At 49.8% G+C, this 24096-nt stretch carries 18 protein-coding genes; 7 read left to right on the forward strand and 11 right to left on the reverse strand.

The window, feature by feature from the left end; all coding sequences use genetic code 11:
* Window position 1 precedes the first annotated feature (1 nt).
* Complete coding sequence (ribA, locus tag QWF21_RS05215; protein ID WP_330086993.1) at window positions 2-583, reverse strand: GTP cyclohydrolase II; 582 nt, start codon at window positions 581-583, stop codon at window positions 2-4.
* 110 nt (window positions 584-693) lie between these two features.
* Between ribA and QWF21_RS05220 the strand changes: the two genes are divergently transcribed.
* A complete protein-coding gene (locus tag QWF21_RS05220) occupies window positions 694-2541 on the forward strand; it encodes an ABC transporter ATP-binding protein (RefSeq protein ID WP_330086994.1) in 1848 nt (615 codons plus the stop codon).
* 48 nt (window positions 2542-2589) lie between these two features.
* Here the strand turns inward: QWF21_RS05220 and QWF21_RS05225 are convergent, their stop codons facing one another.
* Together QWF21_RS05225 and ppsA are read right to left on the reverse strand one after the other, a co-directional pair.
* A complete protein-coding gene (locus tag QWF21_RS05225; protein ID WP_330086995.1) occupies window positions 2590-4131 on the reverse strand; it encodes an alanine/glycine:cation symporter family protein in 1542 nt (513 codons plus the stop codon).
* Window positions 4132-4250: 119 nt separating this feature from the next.
* Window positions 4251-6632, reverse strand: coding sequence for a phosphoenolpyruvate synthase (gene ppsA / locus QWF21_RS05230; protein WP_330086996.1), 2382 nt, complete (start codon window positions 6630-6632; stop codon window positions 4251-4253).
* Between the two features lie 144 nt (window positions 6633-6776).
* Between ppsA and ppsR the strand changes: the two genes are divergently transcribed.
* Window positions 6777-7586, forward strand: coding sequence for a posphoenolpyruvate synthetase regulatory kinase/phosphorylase PpsR (ppsR, locus tag QWF21_RS05235; protein WP_330086997.1), 810 nt, complete (start codon window positions 6777-6779; stop codon window positions 7584-7586).
* Window positions 7587-7639: 53 nt separating this feature from the next.
* Here ppsR and QWF21_RS05240 read toward each other — a convergent pair whose 3' ends face one another.
* Together QWF21_RS05240 and QWF21_RS05245 are read right to left on the reverse strand one after the other, a co-directional pair.
* On the reverse strand, window positions 7640-8989 hold the full coding sequence (locus QWF21_RS05240) for a class II 3-deoxy-7-phosphoheptulonate synthase (protein WP_330086998.1): 1350 nt from the start codon (window positions 8987-8989) through the stop codon (window positions 7640-7642).
* 133 nt (window positions 8990-9122) lie between these two features.
* Entirely contained in the window at window positions 9123-9593 is a 471-nt protein-coding gene (locus tag QWF21_RS05245; RefSeq protein ID WP_330086999.1) for a low molecular weight protein-tyrosine-phosphatase, read from the reverse strand.
* A 185-nt stretch (window positions 9594-9778) separates the two neighbouring features.
* On the opposite strand from QWF21_RS05245, the gene QWF21_RS05250 reads away from it, so the two are divergent.
* Complete coding sequence (locus QWF21_RS05250; RefSeq protein WP_330087000.1) at window positions 9779-10447, forward strand: helix-turn-helix transcriptional regulator; 669 nt, start codon at window positions 9779-9781, stop codon at window positions 10445-10447.
* On the opposite strand, the gene QWF21_RS05255 is transcribed toward QWF21_RS05250, so the two are convergent.
* The 5 genes from QWF21_RS05255 to QWF21_RS05275 are packed head-to-tail and all read right to left on the reverse strand — an operon-like array spanning window position 10444 to window position 14003.
* Window positions 10444-11220, reverse strand: coding sequence for a CsgG/HfaB family protein (locus QWF21_RS05255; RefSeq protein ID WP_330087001.1), 777 nt, complete (start codon window positions 11218-11220; stop codon window positions 10444-10446). The genes QWF21_RS05250 and QWF21_RS05255 overlap by 4 nt on opposite strands.
* 1 nt (window position 11221) lies before the next feature.
* Window positions 11222-11596 carry a curli assembly protein CsgF gene (locus QWF21_RS05260; protein WP_330087002.1) on the reverse strand — a complete coding sequence of 125 codons (375 nt, stop codon included), beginning with the start codon at window positions 11594-11596 and terminating at the stop codon, window positions 11222-11224.
* Between the two features lie 10 nt (window positions 11597-11606).
* Complete coding sequence (locus QWF21_RS05265; protein ID WP_407935260.1) at window positions 11607-11993, reverse strand: curli production assembly/transport protein CsgE; 387 nt, start codon at window positions 11991-11993, stop codon at window positions 11607-11609.
* A gap of 47 nt (window positions 11994-12040) precedes the next feature.
* Complete coding sequence (locus QWF21_RS05270; protein WP_330087004.1) at window positions 12041-13591, reverse strand: hypothetical protein; 1551 nt, start codon at window positions 13589-13591, stop codon at window positions 12041-12043.
* Window positions 13592-13634: 43 nt separating this feature from the next.
* The gene (locus QWF21_RS05275; RefSeq protein WP_330087193.1) at window positions 13635-14003 is read right to left on the reverse strand and encodes a curlin subunit CsgB; all 369 of its coding nucleotides are present in this window, start codon (window positions 14001-14003) and stop codon (window positions 13635-13637) included.
* A gap of 326 nt (window positions 14004-14329) precedes the next feature.
* On the opposite strand from QWF21_RS05275, the gene QWF21_RS05280 reads away from it, so the two are divergent.
* The 4 genes from QWF21_RS05280 to QWF21_RS05295 all read left to right on the forward strand — a co-directional run bounded on the left by QWF21_RS05280 (window position 14330) and on the right by QWF21_RS05295 (window position 20706).
* Window positions 14330-16822: a S8 family serine peptidase gene (locus tag QWF21_RS05280; RefSeq protein ID WP_330087005.1), complete on the forward strand. Its 2493-nt coding sequence runs from the start codon at window positions 14330-14332 to the stop codon at window positions 16820-16822.
* Between the two features lie 108 nt (window positions 16823-16930).
* Window positions 16931-17839 (forward strand): AAA family ATPase, encoded by a 909-nt coding sequence (locus QWF21_RS05285; protein WP_330087006.1) that lies wholly within the window; start codon window positions 16931-16933, stop codon window positions 17837-17839.
* Between the two features lie 12 nt (window positions 17840-17851).
* The gene (locus QWF21_RS05290; protein ID WP_330087007.1) at window positions 17852-18775 is read left to right on the forward strand and encodes a DUF58 domain-containing protein; all 924 of its coding nucleotides are present in this window, start codon (window positions 17852-17854) and stop codon (window positions 18773-18775) included.
* A complete protein-coding gene (locus tag QWF21_RS05295; protein WP_330087008.1) occupies window positions 18769-20706 on the forward strand; it encodes a transglutaminase family protein in 1938 nt (645 codons plus the stop codon). The genes QWF21_RS05290 and QWF21_RS05295 overlap by 7 nt, the downstream gene beginning before the upstream one ends.
* Window positions 20707-20731: 25 nt before the next feature.
* Here QWF21_RS05295 and QWF21_RS05300 read toward each other — a convergent pair whose 3' ends face one another.
* Window positions 20732-24007 carry a S41 family peptidase gene (locus QWF21_RS05300; protein ID WP_330087009.1) on the reverse strand — a complete coding sequence of 1092 codons (3276 nt, stop codon included), beginning with the start codon at window positions 24005-24007 and terminating at the stop codon, window positions 20732-20734.
* Between the last annotated feature and the right edge of the window lie 89 nt (window positions 24008-24096).

The raw sequence follows: 24096 nt of genomic DNA on the forward strand, positions 1-24096 counted from the left end.
GTTAAGGCATATGCCCCATTTTGGCAGCCTTTGTTGCAAGGTAACGATGGCTGTGGGCGGTAGTTTTCACCCGATGCTGTACCCGTTCTAAAATATTCACGCCAGCTTCCTGCAAAGCTTTTAACTTGCGTGGATTGTTGGTGAGTAGACGCAATTGCTTGATATGAAGCAATTGCAGCATCTCTGCCGCAATATCGTACTCACGCATATCCGGTAAAAAACCAAGAATTTCATTGGCTTCGACGGTATCCAACCCCTTATCCTGCTCGGCGTAAGCACGGATTTTATTAATAAGGCCAATGCCGCGCCCTTCCTGACGCAAATACAAAATAGCGCCGCGGCCTTCGTTGGCAATTTTTTGCATCGCGGCTTCCAATTGAGGTCCGCAATCGCAGCGCAAACTAAAAAGCGCATCACCGGTCAGGCACTCTGAGTGTACTCTGGCTAATACCGGCTCAGCCGTCGACACATCCCCCAATGTTAAAGCGACATGTTCTTTGCCATCAGGCGCTGTAAAACCATGCAGTTGAAAATCAGCAAAAGGAGTAGGTAAAAGGGTGGACGCAACCAGTTTCAGGGTCATTTCAGCTCTCGGCACAGACAAAAATCACCGCTATATTATCACAGCCCTCCACACTTTTACCTATTCATGCGTTAAAATAGCCGGCCTGTTTCTGCAAAGAGAGTTGCCCAATGCTTGGATGGTTCGAACGTCTCACCCGCCCTTTCCCTCTACGCGAGCCCGAACAACCACCAAAAGGCATGGTTGCATTTTGCCGCCATTATACCCGGGGAATGGAGCCATCCTTAGTGGTAATGGCCCTGTTATCGGCTCTGTCAGCCCTGTTGGAAGTGATGCTGTTTAGTTTTATGGGACAGCTGGTGGACTGGCTGGTAGAAAAGGATCCGGAGACCTTTTTTACCGATGAAAGCACCACCCTGCTTTGGATGGCTTTAGTAACTGTTTTGCTGTTACCACTGATTGCATTTTTACACTCTGCTGTGGTGCATCAAACACTGCTTGGCAATTACCCGATGTCAATCCGCTGGCTATCGCATCGCTACTTACTGCGCCAGAGTGTCAGCTTTTATCAGAATGATTTTGCCGGGCGCATTGCCACCAAAGTCATGCAAACCTCTTTAGCGGTCCGTGAAACCGTGATGAAACTGTTGAATGTGATGGTGTATGTGCTGGTTTATTTTGGTGCCATGCTCTACTTCGTCGCCGATGCCGATCCACGCTTAATGCTGCCAATGCTGTTATGGCTGGCCTGTTACATTGGGTTGCAGTTCTACTTTGTCCCTCGCTTGAAAGATGTCGCCAGCCGACAGGCAGATGCGCGCTCAGAAATGACTGGCCGTATTGTTGACAGTTACACCAATATTGCCACCGTGAAACTGTTTTCTCATACACAACGAGAGGAAAGCTATGCCAAAGACAGCATGGGGATCTTTCTAAAGCCCGTGTATCAACAAATGCGTCTCGCTACCTGGTTGAATGTTTCGGTGCAAAGCTTAAATTACCTGCTGGTGTTTTGCATTGCTGCGCTGGCACTTTGGCTATGGAGCCTGAGCGCTATTTCCATCGGCGCTATTGCCATCGCTGTGAGTTTAGCGCTGCGACTAAACGGCATGGCGCAATGGATTATGTGGGAAGTAAGTAGCTTGTTTGAAAACATTGGTACCGTTGCCGATGGCATCGCCACCCTATCACAACCTGCCAGTGTAGTGGATAAGGCCAACGCCAGCCCTTTGCTGGTCACAAAAGGCCAGATTGAATTTAAGCAGGTGTGTTTTAATTATGGCAAAGTCAGCACAGACAACGATAAAGCAGCGGTTCTGAATCAACTGAACCTGAGCATCAAGCCAGGTGAAAAAGTTGGCTTGGTTGGCCGCTCTGGTGCAGGTAAGTCCACCTTAGTCAATCTGCTGCTGCGATTTTACGACGTCGAATCTGGCCAGATCCTGATCGATGGTCAGGATATCAGCAGCGTAAGTCAGGAAAGTCTGCGCCAACACATTGCCATGGTAACCCAGGATACTTCGTTGTTGCACCGATCTGTCCGCGACAACATCAGCTATGGTAAACCTGATGCTACCGAGCAAGAGCTATTGTTGGCAGCAGAACAAGCTGAAGCCATCGATTTTATTCAGGATCTGACCGATCCAAAAGGGAACCATGGCCTCGATGCGCAGGTTGGTGAGCGCGGTGTGAAGCTATCCGGAGGTCAGCGTCAGCGCATTGCCATCGCCCGGGTATTGCTAAAGAACGCCCCGATCCTGATTTTGGATGAGGCAACGTCGGCGCTGGACTCTGAGGTAGAGGCAGCCATTCAGGCCAGCCTTAATAAGTTGATGGATGGTAAAACAGTGATTGCTATCGCCCACCGTTTATCTACCATAGCGGCGATGGATAGACTGATCGTATTGGATCAAGGCCGTATTGTAGAACAAGGTACTCATGCAGAACTAGTTGCCAGCCAAGGTATCTATGCCCAGCTTTGGGCGCATCAAACCGGTGGCTTTATTGGTGTGGAATAAGTAGAAAAAAGCCTCTGACCAGCAGAGGCTTTTTTGAAGCACTAAGACTTACGATTCAACCGTTTTTCCATTGGACTGCTCCGGCTGGGTTGCTGCCGACTGTTGCTGCTTCGCCAAGCGCTTTTCCCAGAAGGTTGCATTTTTAATGCCCAACTTCACCGGATCAAAGGTGATATCACCACCGGCTTTTTGCTGCTCCTCATAATCACGCAGGCAAAGGATGGCAGGCTTGGCGACAAAGAAAATGGCCAGAATACCGACAATATTGATCCAGGCCATTAAACCAACGCCGATATCGCCAATGTCCCAGATATAGCCGGCAGCATTGACCATGCCGTAGGACACCATCGCCATAATCACAATTTTCACTAACACCAGCGGGATATTGAATTTAAAATAGCGGTTTAAGTAGGCCACATTGGTTTCTGCAATGTAGTAATAAGCCAAAATGGTGGTAAAGGCAAAGAAGAACAAGGCAACACCAACAAAACCCTGGCCAAAGTTGCCAAACACACTAAACAGCGCCATTTGAGTGAACGCAGGTGAGCCAATTTCTGTGGCCGCATCAATATTCTGCACGATGAAGCTGCCATCGGTCAGCTCACCCACTACATTGTATTGCTGGGTGATCAGGATCATCAGCGCCGTAGCAGTACAAACAAACAAGGTATCGACATAGACCGAAAAGGCCTGTACCAGGCCTTGCTGCGCCGGATGATCCACCTCTGCAGCAGATGCCGCATGTGGCCCTGTGCCCTGACCTGCTTCGTTCGAGTAAATACCCCGCTTCACCCCCCAACCAATGGCAGCACCAAAGCCAGCCTGAGCGGTGAAGGCATCGGTAATAATCAGCGCAAATATACCAGGCACTTTATCCATGTTTAAGAACACGATAATCAAGGCCATCACAATGTAACCTAGCGCCATAAATGGCACCACGATTTGAGTAAAGTTGGCGATGCGCTTAATGCCCCCAAAGATGATAAAGGCCAGCACAATCAGGATCACCGCCAACGCCACCAACTTATTGGTGCCAACTTCACCAAAACTGGTCACCACCATATTGCCATCGCCAAAGACCTGGGTGAAGGCATTACCAACCGCATTGGCCTGAACCCCTGGTAAGAACACCCCGCACGCGATAATGGCCGAAATAGCAAACAGGATCGCCAGCCACTTTTGCCCTAAGCAACGCTCGAAATAATAAGCCGGACCACCGCGATACTGGCCATCTTCTTCTACTTTGTAGATTTGACCCAGGGTGGATTCTGCATAAGCAGTACTGGCCCCCAGAAAAGCCACCACCCACATCCAGAAAATGGCACCAGGACCGCCAAAGCCGATAGCTGCAGCAACACCGGCAATGTTACCGACCCCAACCCGGCCGGATAGCGACACAGCCAACGCCTGAAAGGAAGAAATGCCTTTGGAGGAGGCATTGCCGCTAAACAGCAACTTACACATTTCTTTAAAGTGACGGACCTGCGCAAAACGGGTCAGGATGGAATAAAACAATCCGGCGCCAAGACACAAATAAATCAAGGCATCACTCCAGATAATGCCATTGACTGAGCTAACAAAAGCTTCCATGAGGTTCCCCTGAAAACACTGATTTTTTTATTGTACGGAAGCGGTACTCTGCCACAGAACCAAGGTTTGTACCAGAGGCTGACAGTTTCAGGGCGCCGCTGGCGCCCTGAATTGAGTGATTAAGCTGTGGTACCGTACTTATCTGCCAGATACAGCCAGGTTTCAACCACGGTATCCGGATTTAACGAAACACTGTCAATACCCTCTTCCATCAGCCAGGCGGCGAAGTCATCGTGATCGGACGGCCCCTGACCACAAATACCAACGTACTTGCCTTCGGCTTTACAAGCCCGGATCGCCATAGACAACAGCTGTTTAATGGCAGGGTTTCGCTCATCAAACAAGTGTGCAATCAGGCCACTGTCCCTATCCAACCCCAATGTAAGCTGCGTTAAATCATTGGAGCCAATGGAGAAACCATCAAAGTATTGTAAAAACTCTTTCGCCAGCAAAGCATTGGATGGAAGTTCACACATCATAATCAAACGCAGGCCATTGTCACCGCGTTTCAGGCCATGGGCCGCCAATAGTTCAGTGACCGCTTTCGCTTCTTCCAATGTGCGGACAAAAGGGATCATGACTTCTACATTGGTAAAGCCCATCTGATTACGTACCCGCTTCAGAGCTTCAACTTCCAGCGCAAAACAATCACGAAAATCTGCCGAGATATAGCGTGAAGCGCCACGAAAGCCAATCATCGGATTTTCTTCATGCGGTTCATAACGTCGGCCACCAATCAGGTTCGCATACTCGTTGGATTTAAAATCCGACATCCGTACTATGACTTTTTGCGGTGCAAAGGCGCAAGCCAGCGTGGCAATCCCCTCAGTCAGCTTAGCAATATAAAACTCCGTTGGGCTACTGTAACCAGCCATAAGCTGATCAATGCTGGCCTTAACTTCACTATCTTGTTGCTGATAATTGAGCAGCGCCTTGGGATGCACCCCTATCATACGGTTAATGATAAACTCAAGGCGTGCCAGGCCAACCCCGGCATTGGGCAAACGTGAAAACGCAAAAGCTCTTTCCGGGTTGCCAACGTTCATCATCACTTTCATTGCCAGCTCTGGCATGCTATCGACACTGGTACTCACCAACTTGTGATCCAGCAAGCCTTGGTACACAAAGCCGGTATCACCTTCAGCGCAGGAGATTGTTACTTCAGCACCATCCTGAATCTTCACCGTAGCATCACCACAGCCCACTACAGCAGGAATACCCAACTCACGGGCAATAATAGCAGCATGGCAGGTACGACCGCCACGGTTGGTCACAATAGCTGCGGCCCGTTTCATAATAGGCTCCCAATCCGGATCCGTCATATCTGTGACCAGCACATCGCCTGGCTGGATCTGATCCATTTGATGGATGCCATCCAATACCCGGGCCACACCCGAGCCAATGCGTTGACCAATGGCACGTCCCTCAACCAGCACAGGTCCGGTTTCATTCAACTGAAAACGCTCCAGCCGGGTTTGATCCTCACGGCTTTTCACGGTTTCAGGACGGGCCTGCACAATATACAGCTGGCCATCAATGCCATCTTTCGCCCACTCAATATCCATCGGCCGCTGATAATGACGCTCTATGATCATGGCCTGATGCGCCAGTTGTTCTATCTCGGCATCCGTCAGAGAAAAGCGTCGGCGTTGCTCCGCAGGGACATCCTCCACCAGCACTTGTTTGCCATGCCCTTGCTCGCTGGAATACACCATTTGTACCAGTTTACTACCCAGATTGCGTTTTACCACGGCAGGGCGTCCTGCAGCCAAGGTTGGCTTGTGCACATAAAACTCATCCGGGTTGACAGCCCCCTGCACTACCATTTCTCCCAAACCAAAGGAGGAGGTAATAAAAACCACATCCTCAAAACCAGACTCGGTGTCCAGGGTAAACATCACTCCGGAGGAGGCGCAATCTGAACGAACCATGCGCTGAATGCCGGCCGATAAGGCTACTCCACGATGGTCATACCCCTGATGCACCCGATAAGAAATAGCCCGGTCATTGAAGAGTGATGCAAACACATGCTTAATAGCCACTATGACCGCATCGTAACCACGTACATTAAGAAAGGTTTCCTGCTGACCGGCAAAAGACGCATCCGGCATGTCCTCAGCAGTAGCCGACGAGCGCACCGCAAACGACAGATCCTGGCCTGTATCAGGGTGCAACTGCAGGTACGCAGTTTGAATCGCTTGCTCAAAAGCCGCATGAAAAGGAGTCTCGATAATCCATTGTCGAATTTCTGCACCAGCAGCTGCTAATGCCTGCACGTCGTCAATATTCAGGCTTTCCAGACGCTGATAAATACGTTCATTCAAACCACTTTGCTCAAGAAACTCGTTAAAGGCATCGGCAGTGGTCGCAAAACCACCAGGTACCTGCACCCCAGCTCCTGCCAGGTTACTGATCATTTCACCTAAGGACGCATTCTTACCACCGACCTGTCCAACATCCTGCATGCCGAGGTCCTGATACCAACTGACGTAGTTTTGCACTGTGATTCTCCATGATTTGTAGCAAGCACTGTAAACTTACATAATGAGTTACATTTTGATTTTACACTGTGACTGCAGGCAAATAAACTCTTGAGAAAAAGCATTTTTGTCATAGGCTATAACAAACCTTGGTAAGGAGCTCTTGTGCGCACAGCATTTTATATCTCTGATGGCACTGCCATTACATCTGAAGTCTTTGGTCACGCTTTACTTTCGTTGTTCCCAGCCGAGTTTGAGCATGTCACTATTCCATTTATTGAAACAGTCGCTCAAGCCGAACAAATGAAAATAGTGATCAATGATCGCTTTGCCGCCAGCGGTCAGCGTCCACTGGTATTTCAGACATTTGTGGATGAGGCTCTGCGTGATGTGATCCATGGCAGTGAAGGAGTCTGTTACGACTTTCTGGACACCTTTGTCCCCTCGCTACAAAAAGAGCTCGGTATGGAGCCGGTCCCCAAAACTCATCGTACCCACAGCATGCACGAGAAAACCTACGACTATCGAATTGATGCTGTGAATTACGCGCTGGCGAATGATGATGGCGCCAATATGAAAGATTTTGATAAAGCAGATCTTATTCTGGTCGGCGTCAGCCGCTCTGGAAAAACACCAACCAGCCTGTATCTGGCGCTGCAGTATGGCATCAAAGCAGCAAACTACCCTTTTGTCGACGAAGACATGGATAGGTTAACATTGCCTGATGTGCTAAAGCGTAACAAAAATAAACTATTTGGCTTAACCATCAGTGCGGAACGCTTGAGTGATATTCGCCAACAGCGCCGGGCAAATAGTCGGTATGCTTCACTGGCTCAATGTCGGCTGGAACTTAATGAAGTGGAACAACTGTATCGACGAGAGCAAATCCCTTTTTTAAACTCATCGCAATTATCCATTGAAGAGATGGCGGCTAAAATTCTGGCCATTACCGGCTTGAAGCGGCACCGCCATTAAAAAGCTCTGGCATGTGCCAGAGCTGATATTTTTTGCAAGCAATGCGGTAGAGCTTACACCGAACCGTTGCGTAAACTGTCGGCAATTAAAAATGCCAGTTCCAGCACCTGATCAGAGTTCAGGCGGGGATCGCATTGCGTAAAGTAACGCTGCGCTAAGTCTTGCTCACTCAAGCCATAGGCGCCACCGGTACACTCCGTGACATGCTCACCGGTCATTTCCAGATGAATACCACCAGCATGAGTCCCTTCAGCCTGATGCACCGCAAAAAACTGCCGTATTTCACGTAAAATAGCTTCGAAATCACGGGTTTTGTAGTTATTACTGGCTTTGACCGTGTTGCCATGCATTGGATCGGAGCTCCAAACCACCTTTCGGCCTTCACTTTGCACGCGGCGTACCAACTGCGGCAGCTTTTCAGCCAGATTATCAGCTCCCATCCGGGTAATCAGCGTCAATCGACCGGCCTTATTGTCCGGGTTCAGCGCATCAATTAAGCGAATTAGTTCATCACCATCAATGCCAGGGCCAACTTTCACCCCTACCGGGTTATGAATACCACGGAAAAACTCAATATGAGCGTGATCCAACTGCCGGGTTCGCTCACCTATCCATACCATATGGGCAGAGCAATCGTACCAGTCACCAGTCAGTGAATCCCGGCGCGTTAAAGCTTCTTCGTAATTTAACAGTAAAGCTTCATGCGAGGTATAAAGCTGCGTTTCACGAATGGATGGTGCTGTTTGTGAAGTAATGCCACAGACTTCCATAAAGCGCAGAGCTTCCTGAATGCGCTGCGAAATATCCTGATAGCGCTCTTTCAGTGGGTTGCTCTCAACAAAACTCATATTCCAGCGGTTGACCTGATGCAAGTCGGCCAGGCCCCCTTGTGCAAAAGCACGTAGCAAATTCAGCGAAGCTGCCGAGTGGTGGTAAGCAGTCACCAGCCGGTTCGGGTCTGGCCTGCGGGCTTCGGCAGTAAACTCGGAAGCATTAATGATATCCCCACGGTAACTGGGTAAGCTAACCCCATCTATGGTTTCCAGATCACTTGAACGCGGCTTGGCATACTGCCCTGCCATCCGGGCCACTTTCACGACCGGACTGCGGCCAGCGAAAGTCAGTACCACCGCCATTTGCAGTAATACTTTGAAGGTATCGCGAATTTTAGGGGCATGAAAATCAGCAAAGCTTTCCGCACAATCACCGCCCTGCAACAAAAAAGCTTCGCCATTGGCAACTTGCGCCAACTGGCTAAACAAATCCCGCGTTTCCTGTGCGAAAACTAAAGGCGGGTACTTCTGCAATTGCTGCTCTATTTGTGCCACCAGGGCTTGATCCTGATACTTTGGCTGCTGCTGAATAGGGAAATTCCTCCAGCTTTGCGGCGTCCATAAACTCACGTGCTTATCCTCATTGCTTGACTTCGAATCACTGGTTACAAAGTAAATTTATTACCGATGAAAAGCAATCTTTACGGCTAAATAAACTGTCTATATGCTATTCCAGATTGTTTTAGTAATAAAATTACCAAAATTAGCGCTGACGTGGCGCCATTTCCGCCAGTAAAGCCTTGCTACCCTGCTCAATAAGATCCAATACCCGCTCAAAACCACGACTTCCGCCATAGTATGGATCAGGCACTTCTTTGCACTGCGCAAAATCCGGGTGTCGGTGCAAAAAAAGTTGCAGTTTATGCTGGTACTGTTCAGGACAGCGTCGCTGGAGATCAGCCAGGTTTTGCAGATCCATGGCAAAAATAAAATCATAATAAGCAAAATCAGCATCTTTCACTGGTCGTGAGCGGATCCCGCTGAAGTTGTAACCTCGCTCCTTACCAACAGCAAGGCTTCTGTTATCTGGTGCAGCACCCTGGTGATAAGCGCTGGTCCCTGCCGATTCGACCTCGACCGGCAGCTTTTGCAGCTGAGCCATCTGGCGAAAAACCGCGTGCGCAGTTGGTGAGCGGCAAATATTGCCAAGGCAAACAAAAAGTACTTTAATCATCCGACTCTAACCCCATCAAAACCAGCAGCATTTTACCATGAGCCAGGCTTTAACAATATGCTTGAACTGAATGACCTATACCGAAGATGCCTGCTCGATGGCAAGGCTTGCAATCGCACATACAAAAGGTTAATACTATGTGTAAATAATAGTATCTTTGGCCTAGCCACTCAAAAGGATCGCGCATGGACTCATTTCACCGGCTAATTGTTGTTACCGACCGAGAGCAAACATCCAACCTTTCTTTACTTGCCGACTCTATCCACCTGAAAGTAGAACAAGTTGGCAGACAAGAGTTTGAACAGAAAATGTTTCCTGGCAACGCATTAATTGCCTACCCATTCGTTGGCCGACAGTTGGGTAAACGAGGCATCCCGGACGATCTGGTTCAGGGTATGTCTAAAGGGTCTCTGTTTCTTTATCAGGTAGAGCGTAGTTTTGCAGACCCTAACTTTGCGCTGAATATTGGTATTCGGGGGCTTATCTACCGGGATGAACAACTTGATAGGGTTTTAACCGCTCTAAAAGCTATGATGGCCGGTGAACTGTACTTCCCACGAGCTATTATGTCCGCCATGGTGGATGAAGTTTTACAACAACGATTCAAGCAAGGGTTTAATGCGGATGCTCTGACAGCCATTCAATTGCTTACCCGGCAGGAAAAGCGCATCATTCATTTAGTTGCCGAGGGATCGCGCAATAAAGAAATAGCTTTGACTCTCAATATTAGTGCCCACACAGTCAAAGCTCATTTATCTTCTATTTTTCGCAAAACCAAGTCCAGAAACCGGGTTGAGTTACTGCGTTGGATACAGCAATCAAACCCGGTGCAATCCTTATCTTTAACCCATTAGATGGCATTGGCACTTTCTGACGTACCTGCCCGCCAGAAACCGCGCTGCACACCTTTCTCAATTAAGTCAGCAACGGCAGTTTCCATAGCCTGGCGCACAGAAAATTGCACAGGCTCATTGGTAGAAAAGCCGGTTTCCATTTCAGCCAGCCGATCAACGGCAACGTAACGGAACAACCCCGCCCGCATTTCATGCGAAAAGACTTTTTTGGTAGCAGATACTGATAACAAAACCTGGCCGGTATGCACATCCACTGCGCGCAAATAGACGGTCACCTGATCTTCACGAAACAGTTCCGAAGCGCCAATACCAAAATACTCAACCCCAAAACCGCCTGTGGTTAAATTGGTTTCATAGCTGATAATTCCCCCTTCAAACAACAACCTGGCTTCACGTAATGGCGGTAAATCCTGTCCAGTGCGGCTGGAACCGTGGATTTTACGCTCAGTCAGCAGGTTTTGCAGCCCTTCTCGCTCCAGTGGCGCAAACCAACCAGTATCCAGCAAAATCTGCATCAGCATCGAGGTTGCCCCTTGAGTGACAGCAGTCGAGAAACTTGAAACGTTGGCTTGCGGCTTATACTGGCCTGTCTGGTCTCTAAAGGAATAGACCGATACCGGGATGGCATGCTGAGGTCGTGGTTGTTGCCATAATTGCTGCATCAGATTGCTGGGTTTATCTACTTCAGCAGGGCTAATATGAAAGCGGGGCTTTGGCATGGCCGAGCAACCGGCAAGGACCAGCACTGTGGCTAAGGCAATAATTTTATGCATATTAGCCACCTATACTCGGGATGCTTAAAATAGTGATTTCACCAGTAATTTGGTTGGTGATCTGCACCCGGATGCTGCCATCAGCGCCGGTAGAAACATCCACCAAAAACTCACCTGTATCATACACCCCATCCACCAGATCACCATCGGCAATACGACGCGTTAGAGTATTGATGATATTACGCTCAAGTGCTTCTCTGAACTTATCGACAAAGTTTTTTTCCGCTCTGGCAGGTTGATGTATCTGCGCTTTTTGCAATAAAAAAGCACCGTTCAACGGGTTGCCGCCAAAGCTGGGGTTAATCGGAGTATAAACCAACTCAGTACCATGAGCCGCGCCCATGATAAAGGGTAAGAATAACAACTTATACTTCATGGTCATTCCTTTAAAAAAATTCATCGGCTGATTCGCCGAGAATACGATCTGCTTGTATTCGGGCCAGCTCGGTAAGACTCTGTAACACCGCCTGCTCAGCAGTTTCTTTAACATCGTTGTAGCGCCTGCCAAAGTAGGTCTGATAAATCTTTCTGTCGTTCATTTCAACCCACAATACAGTTCCGGCCTGAGGATACACCTGCTCATAGATAACGACAGTAATGTTGTCTGTTGCCGGTATATCACGCCAGTAACCCGAATAGTAAAAGACAAAATCTTTACCAAAACGAGTGACCGTCCGGTCGAGCACCAGGCCCCCCAATGTGATGTCCCTGGACATCACTGTTGCAGGAAATGAGGTTAGAACGAGCAACAGCAGGTAAATTAGTATTTTCATAAGGGCATAAAGGCGGCCGAAGCCGCCTGATCTACTTCAATAACGGATTAATGCTGAATGACGGTAGCCGTATTGAAATCACCAACCTGGGTCACTGTCATCATATTACCAGAGCCCATTTGTGAGCCCATAACCAGGTTATCATTACCTAATTGGCTAATAGATACCAGACCGGCATTACCACCTTGCACAAAAGAAGGGCCTGTATCACCAGTTACCCAGTTGCCTGCGCCGATTTGTGTAATGTTCATCACATTATCACTGCCAGCTAGCAGCACATCGATCAGGTTAAAGTCACCTTGCTGTTGTGCCATAAATTGTTGATCAAACAAGATACCGGCACCAGTGGCAACCACTTCATTAAAGTCACCTGACTGCTCGATGCTAAACTGATTGTCAGCGCCCATAAATTCAACATAAGCAAAGTTCTCTACGCCATCCTGATGGATGTCAATGACGTTGTCAAAACCAAACTCAACATTGGCTAGCGCATAGTTATCACTACCATATTGTTCAATGCTAATGGTGTTGTTGTAGCCAAAAGCTGCAGCACCAGCATAGTTAAACTCGCCTTCGCTGTGAATAAAAGCCTGGTTCATACCGCCGTCCAGAACCACTTCACCGACATTCTGACTGCCATCCTGGTAAATTTCGATATCATGGCTGTCACCAAAGGTCGCGAAGAAAGCGACGTTTGCACTCCCCTGCTGCCATACATCAACCAGGTTATCATTACCCGTTACCCCAATAGGCGCATCCACTTCGTTGCCCACACCTTCTTGTTGTACCCAGATGGTATTATCAACGCCAGCCAATGGTTCCAGGATGAACACGTTCTGTGAGCCACTCTGGTATACATCAACCAAGTTATTCTCACCACTGACATCAAAGGCAATAAAGGCGTTGTCATTACCAGACTGCTGAATATAGAAGGTATTATTATCACCATTCACACCCACAACACCACCAACGTTGCCATCACCAAACTGCGCAACCTCCATGAGGTTACCATCACCAGTCAGTTGAAACATGCCTGATTCGTTAAAGCTGCCTTCCTGAACGCTGAACAACTCATTGTTATTTCCGTTAAAGCCAGCATTGGTCCAGTTCGCATCGCCGTCCTGATGCAGTTCGACAAAATTTGCATCGCCACTGAGTAGAATGGTCGCTTCATTTTGATCACCATTCTGGAAAACAGCCGCATCGTTCACATCACCTGTAATGGCGATTTCAGCCACATTCCAGAAGCCACTCTGAGTAACGGTAGCAGTGTTTTCATTGCCGTCAATATCTACAAAAGCAATGTGCCAATCATCTAATTGTTCGATACGGATCCAGTTGTCTTCACCAGCACTGAATGCATACCCCTCATGCCAGACACCATCCTGATTAAGTTCGGTGTTGTTAAGTGCACCATCCTGATCAACGATAGCCAGGTTAATGCTACCTCTTTGCTCAACAAAAGCTTCATTCCCCTCCAATACACCCGCGACCGATGTTTGCACAACGATCGCTTCGTTATCTGCCATTGCTGTACCGGTAAATGCCAGCGCGATAGCCATTCCCAGAATATGTTTACGTGGATTTTTGTAACTCATTATAGGTTCTCCATACTTTATTATTGTCACTTCTCTTGTAAAATCAGTACTGTGTAATGGCAAGTTCAGCGTGATTCCCAATTTGCTGAATACTAAAACCTGAACCACCAAACTGCTCAACCTGAATTCGGTTGTAATTTCCTTGCTGCAATACATCCAGTTGGTTTGACTGACCAAACTGCGAAATGATGGCTTCATTTCCAACACCAAACTGGCGAAGCTGCAACTGGTTCAGATAACCTGCCTGGTGCAGCAATGCGACATTGGCATAACCCAGTTGCTCAACCAGAAGACTGTTGTTTGCCCCCTGCTGCTCAATAACCGCCAGATTACCAAGCTGTTGCCGCTCAAGTAGTGAAGTCAGCGTTAGGGAAAACTCTGCGTGTAATACACTACTGAATAGCAGTGTCATGGTCACCAGTAACACCTTGGCATTTGTAAACAAAACCCACCTTCCGTTAATGCGAAAACACAAATCTAAACTATAAGATTTCTAATATGCCGCAATCGGATAAAAGAGTTATTTTTAATCAAGATATAGTTAATTCTTAAATAATATTAACCATGAAAAACATAATCTTAAATAACCATCCGTAACAATTGCACCTCCCAATAGACTAGTTCATTTGTACTAATTTATACTGAATTCCATTTCTTAATTCTAATTTATGGTATTGATTACTAGTGCTAAATAAAGCGCAGCTTTTTTACTATAATGAAAAATTAAGGTACTCATCTATGCGACAATTCAAAAAACTGGCCATGGCTGTTTCTGCAGCACTGGTCGCAGGAAGTGTAATGGCTGCACCACAGCAAGCAGCCGATGATTCCATCTTAGTCGTATTCAAACCAGGTGTCGGTAAAGCAGAACGTGAGCAGGTTATGCGTCACTCCGGAGTGTCATTACGTGAGCTGGATGCACAGGGCCGCGATATCCGCATGAAGCATGTTGCCGATGGGCGCATTGCCAAAGTCCGCTTACCAAGCGGCGTGCAGCGCGATCATCTGATTAAAAAATTAAGTCAACACCCCGCTATTGAGCTGGCAGAGCCCAACTACATAGTACAATCCATGGCATCTCCACTTTCTCCGGACGATCCACGTTTTAACGAGTTATGGGGTTTGCACAATACCGGCCAGAGTGGCGGTACCCCAGGGGCCGATATCAGCGCTTTGGAAGCCTGGGAAATCACAACGGGCAGCCGCGATATCATCATAGGCGTTATTGACAGCGGCATGGATTACAACCACCCGGATTTAATTGCCAATCGCTGGGAAAATGACGGCAGCTATCCTGGGCATCAGTTCGGTTGGTCTACCCTAAATGCCAGTGGCGACCCGATGGATAGTGGCAGTCACGGTACTCATGTCGCAGGTACCATTGGTGCAGTGGGTGACAATGGTATTGGGGTGGTAGGTGTGAGCTGGAATGTAACCCTGATCCCATGCCAATTTCTAGGCCCCACCGGCGGCAGCACCGCTGGTGCTATCGAGTGTATCAGCTACTTCACCGATTTGAAGCTTAATCACGGTGTAGACGTAAAAGCAACCAACAACTCCTGGGGTGGCGGTGGTTTCTCTGAAGCCTTAAAGCTTGCCATTGAAGATGGTGGTGATGCAGGTATTCTGTTTATTGCCGCTTCCGGCAACGATGGCCGTGATGCCGATCAATTCCCGATGTATCCGGCTGCCTACGACTCGGATATTATTGTTTCAGTCGCATCGACTGACCGCAATGATAATATGTCTGGCTTTTCGAACTTTGGCCTGGAAAGTGTTGATTTAGGTGCACCAGGTTCAGCCATTTTATCCACTGTGCCAGGCGCTGGTTACTCCACCTTTAACGGCACTTCAATGGCGTCTCCACATGTAGCAGGAGCCGCGGCATTAGTTTGGTCATTGGATCCAAGCATTTCAGCACTTGAAATGAAAGATATCCTGATGCAATCAGGTGATACTCTTCCAACACTAGATGGTCGAACTGTATCAGGTAAGCGCTTAAATGTGGCTCGTGCACTCGAAGAAGCCGATCCTGCTCCAAGTTTCCGTATGAGTCTGGCTCCGCGTAATCTGGAAATTGTAGCCGGTGAGCAAGCCAGCTACAGCCTCGAGTTCAGCTCGGTAGCTGGTTGGAACGATGAAATCCAGTTGTCTGTCGATGCCACACCAGCGTTACCAGGCGTGAGCTTCTCATCGGATTTGGCTTTCCCGGGCGATACCGTATCTTTACTGATTGATACCGATGAAGAGACTCCATGGGGGGCTTACCAGTTCCTGATCACGGCGACAGACAGTGCCAGCGGTGATATTGTTCGGCAGACAACCGCTAATCTGACGGTCATTCCGCAAGGCTTGATGGACTTCCCATACGAGAATACAACGCCTGTGGCCATTCCGGATAACAATGCAGCCGGCATTGAAAGCATTATCTCTGTAGCTGAATCTGGCCATGTATTTGGTACCGAAGTCGGTGTCAATATTACCCATACCTGGCGTGGTGATTTGATTGTTCGTCTGACCTCTCCGGAAGGCACTGTGCATACTCTGCACAATCGCACCGGTGGCAGTGCAGATGATCTCATTCAAACCTGGCAGTTGGATACTTACAACGGTGAAGCCATGCAAGGTGACTGGACACTGTTTGTCTCAGATAATGCTGCGCTGGATACCGGCACCCTGAATAGCTGGAACCTGACCCTGACCGCTTTGCCTGATGGTGGCATTGTTGATCCGGATCCAACAGCACCAGAAGCTTCCTTCAGTTATTCAGCATCTGGTCTGATGGTGACCTTCAGCGATGAATCAGCAGAAGGGGATGAGGCCATTGTGAGCTGGGACTGGAGCTTTGGTGATGGCAACAGTTCCACCGAGCAAAGCCCCACGCACCTTTACAGTGCCGCCGGCAGTTACAATGTCACCCTGACAGTTGCTGACACTAATGGTGTGACTGATAGCACCAGCCAAACAGTAACGGTCGCCGATGTAATCAGCTCCATTGATTTGTGGGTACATCGCGCTCAGCAAGCCCGCACCGGCTCAAGCATTGTAGATTTACGCTGGTCTGGTGCTGAAAGCCGGGTTGATCTGTACCGTAATGGCAGCAAAGTAGCGACGCTGGAGAATCAGGGCAGTTATCGTGACCGCTTCAATACCTCAGCCGATCAGGTCGTGTACCAGTTGTGTGCTGAAAACACGGAGCAATGCTCTGCAGAGATTGTGGCACAATTCTGATAAGCCATTAATCCATGAAATCAAAGGCGATCCTTAGGGTCGCCTTTTTTATTGCGCTTTAACTTGCTATCTTAACTTCACCAGAGCGTAAAGTTGTAAGGAGCTGCTGTGCTCGCAGAATTTCAGGCTATTGAACACCACCTCAACCAGGTTATCCTAGGTAAAAGCGCTCAAATCAAATTAGCGCTCTGCTGTTTGCTGGCTAAAGGACACCTGTTACTGGAAGACTTACCCGGAATGGGCAAGACCACATTGGCTCATGCCTTGGCCGACAGCTTAAGTTTATCCTACCGCAGGGTGCAATTTACCAGCGATTTATTGCCAGGTGACTTGCTTGGTATGAACATCTACGACAGCCGTTCGCATCAATTTAGCTTTCAACCAGGACCAGTGTTCAGTCATTTACTGCTAGCGGACGAAATCAATCGCGCCAGCCCAAAAACACAAAGTGCTTTATTGGAAGCCATGGAAGAACAGCAAGTCTCGATTGATGGTGAAACCAGAGCTTTGCCCTCGCCTTTTTTTGTGATTGCCACCCAGAACCCTTTGGATCAATCAGGCACCTCGGCGCTGCCTGAATCACAACTGGATCGCTTCTTGATGCGGATCTCGCTGGGCTTTCCTGATCGGGCAGCTGAGTTTGAGCTTTTGGACTCGGATCGCGGTCAATCCAGGCTAAGTTTATTGCAACAACACATCAGTATTGAGCAGTTGATGGAATTGCAAGCTAAGGTACCCCATATTCACGCATCGGAAGCACTCATCAATTACCTGCTGGATTTGGTCGCCCACAGCAGACAGCATCCGGATATGCTGCCTTTATCACCACGAGCTGCCAAGGCACTGCTGCAAGCCGCAAAGTCCTGGGCACTATTGCAGCAACGCGACTATGTGACTGCCGATGATGTACAAGCAGTCTTTCCCAGCGTGACAGAACATCGTCTGGATCCTAAATCGCATGCTGCAGAGCCTCGCTGGAGCCTTCTGCTGTTGCGGGAAACGCCCTGCAATCTATAAAAGGAACGGCTCGTGGTGCGAGATAAAATCTCCAGGATGTTGCAACGCTGGCTGGCGCGAAAATTTACAGCAAGCAATGATTTTCAGTTAAACCACGGCAACCTGTTGGTATTCCCCAGTCGCTATGGTTTTTGGTTTGCTTTATTGATCTTACTGCTGTATCTGCTGGGGACCAATTACCAAAACAACCTGATTTTGTTGCTGGCGTATTTACTGCTAAGCGTATTTCTGCTCTGTATCTGGTTTGCCTGGCGTAATCTGGCCGCGTTACAGATCCGGCTACAACCACCACAGGCTGTTTTTGCCGGCCAACAGCTTAGGCTACAGCTCGACATCACCGCAGAGCATCCTTTCCAGGCAGTGCAATGCACATCAGGCCCGGCTAAAGCATCAGCCAGTTCTGACCAGCCGGTTTGCCTGCAATGGACAGCGGCAAAACGTGGCTACTACCCTGTCACCAGACTGCAGTTACAAAGTGACTATCCGCTTGGCATTATCCGCTGCTGGACTTATCTGCCGGTACAGTTACACTACTGGGTATACCCAACACCACTTTCACCGGTTACCCCCCAAAGCTGGCAAGCTGGCACACCCGAGATCGGGCCGCGCAGCAGTACTGAACACCCAGAGCAGCTCAAAGCCTACCAACAGGGCGATCCGATCAAGCGTCTGCATTGGAAACGCCTGGCACGTCAACCTGATGTGCCTGTGATTAGGATTTCAGAGCAGCAGGCAAAGCAGGATCCTCGCTGGTTGCTGGTACCGCCCTTGCAGGGTGAAGCTCTGGAGCAATGCTTGTCAGAGATTTGTCACCAATTACTTGAACTCGAGGCAAAGCAAATGGAGTATGGTTTGCAATCCCCTGCCGGCGATGTGACGCTCGGTCAGGGGGCTCACCATTTACAGCAATGCCTACAAAAGTTGGCGCTATGCTAAATCAGTCGCGCTTTATTTACTTAGCAACCATCCTGCAGTTGCTGCTTATTTTGCTGATGCTGCCAGCCTGGCAATGGTGGAGTCTGGGATGCTTCCTGCTGCTCAATGGGCTGGCTTTTCTACAGGCCTTTGATAAAGCCCCAGTGCTTAGTTTACGACTGGTCAATATTCTGGCTGCACTCTGTGTGGTGGCCTTGGTGCTGGCAGGACGGCAACTTGGTGCTATGAACTTTTTGATGCACATCCTGGTGTTGTCTGCCCTGCTGCGTTTGCTGGCGTTATCCAAACAAAAAGAAGCCAGGCAGTTGGTATGGGTACATTACTTTATCCTGGGGTGCAGCTTTTTATTCCATCAATCGATAGCCATGGCCAGCTTAATCCTGCTCGCATTTGTACTGAACCTGCTGCTTCAATACCTGCTATTTGCGGTACAGATGCCAAGCAACCGCCAGCTGCGAGCCGATAGCCGCTTCCTGTTATTGTTACTGCCACTTTGGCTGGGATTGTTTTTGTTGTTTCCCCGCCTTGCCCCGCTATGGCAACTGCCCTCGGCGCAGCAAGCGATTACCGGCCTTGCCAATGAGATTGAACCCGGGACCATTGAACAATTGGTGCAAAGCAATGCCACAGCTTTTCGGGTACGGTTTGATGGTCCCTTGCCGCCGCAATCCGAACGCTACTGGCGGGCCAAGGTCTTTGAACACTTTGATGGTCGGCGCTGGTCTGTACAGCAAGGGTTTCATCATCCTGGCCGTCCGCGCAGCCGGGACTACCCTAACCAAGCGACAGAGCTCCGGTACCAGATCATTGCCGAGCCAAGCTTTCAGCGCAGTGTCTTTACTTTAGGGGTGCCTACACAATGGAGCCCTGAACTGGAAGCTTTGCCTGCTGCTCTGTTGGGCTACAACAGAACCATTAACCAACGCATCAGTTATCAGATCAGCAGTGTGACTGCTGCCGTGCCACTCACTGATGTTCAGGAAAAGCACTGGAATTTGCTGACCGGGGACCATAACCAGCGCAGCCAACAACTCGCCTCTGTGCTGTTGGCCGACCACCCAGAACCGCACGACTTTGCGGAGGCACTACTGGCTTATTTCCGTCAGCACGCCTTCTTCTACACCTTAAACCCGCCCCCTTTAGGCCAAAATAGTGTGGATGACTTTTTATTTCAAAGCCGGGCCGGTTTTTGCAGTCACTATGCATCGGCCAGTGCTTTATTATTCCGTCAGGCGGGGATCCCGGCCCGGGTTGTCGGTGGTTACCTTGGTGGGGACTGGTATCAGGAGCAGCACTATTTACTGGTACGTCAGCGAGATGCACATGCCTGGGTCGAGTACCTGGTGGATGATGTCTGGCATTCCCTGGATCCAACGGCAGCCATCGCCCCCGATCGGGTGTTGAATGGCCTGGACAGCGCTTTGTCCGATGCGGACATGGCGTTCCTGACTGGAGGCCTGTTTGGGCAACTGCCTTTGCTGTCTCAACTGCGGCTGCAGCTGTTGCATCTGGACTACTATTGGTCGGTTTGGGTACTGGGCTTTAATCAGCAACGCCAGGATGCACTGTGGCGATCATTTACGGCATTCTGGCAACAATGGCGCCAGCTGTTGTGGCTTAGTCTGCTGATAACACTTAGCCTGGTGCTGCTGGCAGTGGCATGGTGCTGGCACCGCAGAAAAAAGCGGTGCAGTGTAACAGAGCAATTGCAAAAAAGCATACCCGCTCTGGCCAACAAGCTGCCTCAGCAAAGTATCAGCAAGGCCTTGCATAGTCTGGCGGAGCAGGCTCCGTCCCAGCAGATGTTGTTGCACAGTGTGCAGATCCTGTATGAGCGCAGCATTTTTGCCTCAGATCAGTCAGCACAACAAGAACTGCTCAGACTGCTCAAACAGCACCGGCGACAGCTGACACAACTGGGCAAAAAGTAAGGGCAGTCACTGACTGCCCTTAGTATCAACGGCGAATGTCTGCCGCCGGCCCCGGTTGCAAAGGATCTGCTTTTAGCTCCGGAACAGGCGCACGCTGCACTTTGCCTCGCAGATAATCAATGGCAAAATCCAGCTGGGCATCCGTGCCATTGAAGGTCGCCACCGGCATATTGCGTACTTCGTAATCCGGTGCTACACCATAGCCTTCAATGATGTATCGCCCATCCATGGCAAACTGAGGCGTTTCAGCCACCCGGGCGACACCCCGATCGCTCAGTAAGTTGCGTCCTGTCAACCAAACGCCGGCTCCTGCGGTACGCATGCCCACCAAAGGCCCAAGCTCCAGAGCTTTGACACCGGCGGCAAAAGTTTCGCCGTCAGAATACGTCAGTTGATCGGTTAACACGACCAAGTGACCGCGGAAGGTCTGCTGCATATTGGTATAAGCACCGCCCTGGGTAGGCTGCCAGAAAGCCCAGGCTCGACGCAGTAGCTTCTCGATGATCCAGCTATCAATATTGCCACCACGATTGCGCCGCACATCAATGATCAGGCCATCTTTGTCAATGTTGGCGTAGAACTCCCGGGCAAAGCTGGCAATATCATTCGGTCCCATGGCATACAAATGCAGGTAACCGAATTGGCCTTCAGAAGCCGTTTGCACCTTGGCAGCATTGTTAAAGACCCAATCCTGATAGCGCAACTGATGATCACGCCCGGCATTCACCGGCACGGCTACCGTTTGTAAGCGGTTGCTGCCCCGCTGCAAGTCCAGCAATACCTGACGCCCCACCTGGTTACGGAGTTGCTGCTTCACATCGGCTAGCGTTTGCACGGCTCGGCCATTCACCGCACGGATCAGATCACCGGCCTGAGCATCAACCCCAGGCTGTGCCAACGGAGCCGCCTGGCCAGGTAATTCAGGATCTGTTTGGTAAATATGTGCAATACGAACGCCATTTGCTGTAGTTTCCAGGCTGGCACCAAGGCTGGCAGCCACAGCCGCAGGGCTTTGTCCGGGATAATCACCACCCCGCACCTGTGAGTGCAGTGCATCCAACTCTCCCATCATCTGGGCCAGTACATCGTCCAGCTCGTACCGATCAGACACCCGGTTTACCAGCGGCAAATAACGCTCCCTGGCATCTTGCCAGTCTATCCCACGCATGGCCTTGTCGAACAAAAACTCACGCTGCATCAACCAGGCATCGCGGAACATCTGCTGCCATTCCTGCTTTGGATCCAGCGCCAACTGCCACTGTCGACTGTTTAATAATGCAGAGCTGAGATCACCAGGCTCCTGATCGCCGATAGCCACCACATACATAGGGCCTGTGCCATTGCGCTGCTGCTTGCGAAAGTACAACTGCTTACCATCGGTGGAGATGCGATAATCGGCAATAGCTGAACCGTAATGTTCAACTTTCGCCTCCCGGTTATCCACTTTGATCACTTTCAGGGCGGGCAAAATATCGGCATCATGACTCCACTCCCGCACAAACAAACGCTGTTCAGTGACGCTTAGCTGGGTGTAGTTCCCGGCCGGAACCGGGACCTGCCATAAGCGTTGCTCCAATCCCTGCCAATCAACCCGGCTTTCAGGGGCTGATCTGCGACCTCGTCGTGCCGGCTCTTCCACCGGCTTTGCCGCCACTACTAGCTCGGTTGGTGGCTGAAACGGGAAAGTGGCTCCTTGCTTCAGATTGACAGCAAAAATCTCACTGCGGCGGTCAAACATCGGACCAAGATTGCGATCCCCCCATGGATGGCCAGGGGTAGCGCGGAAATGACGGTTGGATAAAAAGTACAGCCAGTTGCCATCCGGGCTAAAAGCAGGTGAAAACGACTCGTACTTGCTGCTGGTAATCCGTTGATGCTTTTGCTCTGCCAGCGAGTACAACAGTACCTGGCTTCTTTGCTGCCGGCTTTCCAAATGAGTCACTGCAATAAGTTGACTGTCGTGCGACCAGACAATATCCGCAAAGGGGGAAAGCCCAACACCGCCACTGAATGCCAGACGGTTTTCCAGTGTTTGCAGATTAAGCAGCCACAGGTTACCAGCTTTATCATCATGCGCCAGCCAGTTGCCATCCGGTGACAAAGCCAGTTGCCAGCGAAAATCAGTCCCATCTTTGGTCAGTTGCTGTGCTTCATCCCGGCCGTCGGCGGCATAACGCCAAATCTCCAGCTCGCCGCTTTGATCACTGATCGCATACACCCAGCGTCCATCATGACTTAAAATGGCTTCCCGGATCCGGCTGTTGGCTGGAGTCGCAATTTCTACCAGCCGTGCCGGTGATTTAGCGGCAATCGCCACCTTGCCCCGGGCGGTTAATACCACCTGATCGCCAAAGCCAGCGTAATGGGCACTGGTCAAATAGTTCAGAGGTTGATCCAGCCAGCGTTCACGCTGATGCGGTCGGTCGGATTGAATGCTCAGTTCAAGCAAACGCTGATGCCCTGTTTGCACGTCCAGTAAATGAATATCAGCACCCAGTTGATAAACAATACGGCCCTGGTTCAAATACGCTTGCCGTACTTGCCAGTCCTGATGGTCAGTATGTTGCTGCAAATTGCTGCCATCGGTTTGCATCGACCAAATGTTTGGATTACCGCTTTGATCACTGACAAAATACAAGCGCCCCTGCCAGTACATTGGATGACGAATGGACCCCTGGTGCGAAGCACTTAGCAGCTCGGCTTCCTGTCCGGAACCAAGCTGGTAGCGCCATAGTTCTCCCAAAGCCCCACCACGGTATGTGCGGGCGTTGTCACCGGTGACCTGCAAGCCATGTTGTACAAAATACAACCATTCACCGGCATCGTCCATAACCCCTTCAATGGCATCAGCAACCGGCAAGGTTTCTGTATGCAGATTGGCAGGATTGACTGTTTTTAACAGCCAGAAGTTAGCCGGGCCTGCCACCTGATCGGTGGCATAAAGTAACTTGCCATCAGCGGTCCAACCCTGCAGCCGAACCCGGCTGTTTTCATAAGTAACACGCTTGGCTAGCCCACCATTGGCCGGCTTTACATACAGCTCTGGAGTTTGCTCGTAACTGGCAACAAAGGCCAACCATTCCCCATCGGGCGATAAACGGGCTTGTGTTTCCTCAGCCGGGTGGCTGGTAAGTCGCTGGCCACGCAGCTCGGTCAAATCGGCACGCCAAACACTGCCTTCAGAAGTAAACAGCAGCGTATCCTGCTGCAAAGATGGTGCCCGGTAGTAACTATCGGACGCAAATGCAGAAGTAGCGCAAGCGGATGCAACGGCCAAAGCCAGTAGCGTACGTTTTATCATAGCAACCAAAATTATTGTGTAATAAGTGTGAACTAAGCTACCAGAAGTCCACACAGGGAGCCAGATAGAATACGGCTAAAGCTGGGTTT

Source organism: Alkalimonas mucilaginosa (assembly GCF_036327005.1).
Lineage (GTDB): Bacteria > Pseudomonadota > Gammaproteobacteria > Enterobacterales > Alteromonadaceae > Alkalimonas > Alkalimonas mucilaginosa.

Excerpts from the sequence above, each read along its gene's own strand:
- QWF21_RS05220 (WP_330086994.1), top strand. The coding sequence starts at position 694 with ATGCTTGGATGGTTCGAACGTCTCACCCGCCCTTTCCCTCTACGCGAG.
- ribA (WP_330086993.1), bottom strand. The coding sequence starts at position 583 with ATGACCCTGAAACTGGTTGCGTCCACCCTTTTACCTACTCCTTTTGCT.
- QWF21_RS05255 (WP_330087001.1), bottom strand. The coding sequence starts at position 11,220 with ATGCATAAAATTATTGCCTTAGCCACAGTGCTGGTCCTTGCCGGTTGC.
- QWF21_RS05275 (WP_330087193.1), bottom strand. The coding sequence starts at position 14,003 with ATGACACTGCTATTCAGTAGTGTATTACACGCAGAGTTTTCCCTAACG.
- QWF21_RS05265 (WP_407935260.1), bottom strand. The coding sequence starts at position 11,993 with ATGAAAATACTAATTTACCTGCTGTTGCTCGTTCTAACCTCATTTCCT.
- QWF21_RS05300 (WP_330087009.1), bottom strand. The coding sequence starts at position 24,007 with ATGATAAAACGTACGCTACTGGCTTTGGCCGTTGCATCCGCTTGCGCT.
- QWF21_RS05245 (WP_330086999.1), bottom strand. The coding sequence starts at position 9,593 with ATGATTAAAGTACTTTTTGTTTGCCTTGGCAATATTTGCCGCTCACCA.
- QWF21_RS05295 (WP_330087008.1), top strand. The coding sequence starts at position 18,769 with ATGCTAAATCAGTCGCGCTTTATTTACTTAGCAACCATCCTGCAGTTG.
- QWF21_RS05280 (WP_330087005.1), top strand. The coding sequence starts at position 14,330 with ATGCGACAATTCAAAAAACTGGCCATGGCTGTTTCTGCAGCACTGGTC.
- QWF21_RS05250 (WP_330087000.1), top strand. The coding sequence starts at position 9,779 with ATGGACTCATTTCACCGGCTAATTGTTGTTACCGACCGAGAGCAAACA.
- QWF21_RS05270 (WP_330087004.1), bottom strand. The coding sequence starts at position 13,591 with ATGAGTTACAAAAATCCACGTAAACATATTCTGGGAATGGCTATCGCG.
- QWF21_RS05260 (WP_330087002.1), bottom strand. The coding sequence starts at position 11,596 with ATGAAGTATAAGTTGTTATTCTTACCCTTTATCATGGGCGCGGCTCAT.
- QWF21_RS05225 (WP_330086995.1), bottom strand. The coding sequence starts at position 4,131 with ATGGAAGCTTTTGTTAGCTCAGTCAATGGCATTATCTGGAGTGATGCC.